Source organism: Pseudomonas sp. TSO6, from assembly GCF_056098905.1.
Genome location: NZ_JBLZWV010000105.1, coordinates 1 through 274, shown reverse-complemented (window position 1 = coordinate 274; position 274 = coordinate 1). Strand labels below are relative to the sequence as shown.

1 pseudogene is annotated in these 274 nt (G+C 41.6%); it reads left to right on the top strand.

Features of this window, described 5'->3' with window-relative positions:
- Positions 1-9 precede the first annotated feature (9 nt).
- Positions 10-274: pseudogene (locus ACN6NG_RS29995) on the top strand (hypothetical protein); the annotation flags it as partial.

Sequence of the window (274 nt, the reverse complement as noted above, 5' to 3'; positions counted from 1 at the left end):
ATCTGAGCCATGATCAAACTCTTCAGTTCAATACTGCTTGGGTTTTTAAGAAACCCTAAACTTGGCTCAGCAATCTCAAATGACTATGTGATTTCTCGCATGGTCACTTGTGATGCTGATAATCTTGCTGACTATCAGCCCATACTAACAAGCACCCACACGAATTGCTTGATTCAATTTGTTAAAGAGCGTTTGGTTAAGAGCTTTTCGTCTCAACCGAGGCGCGCATTCTACGCTTTCCTCAGAGCCTGTCAAGCGTTTATTTTGAAGTTTT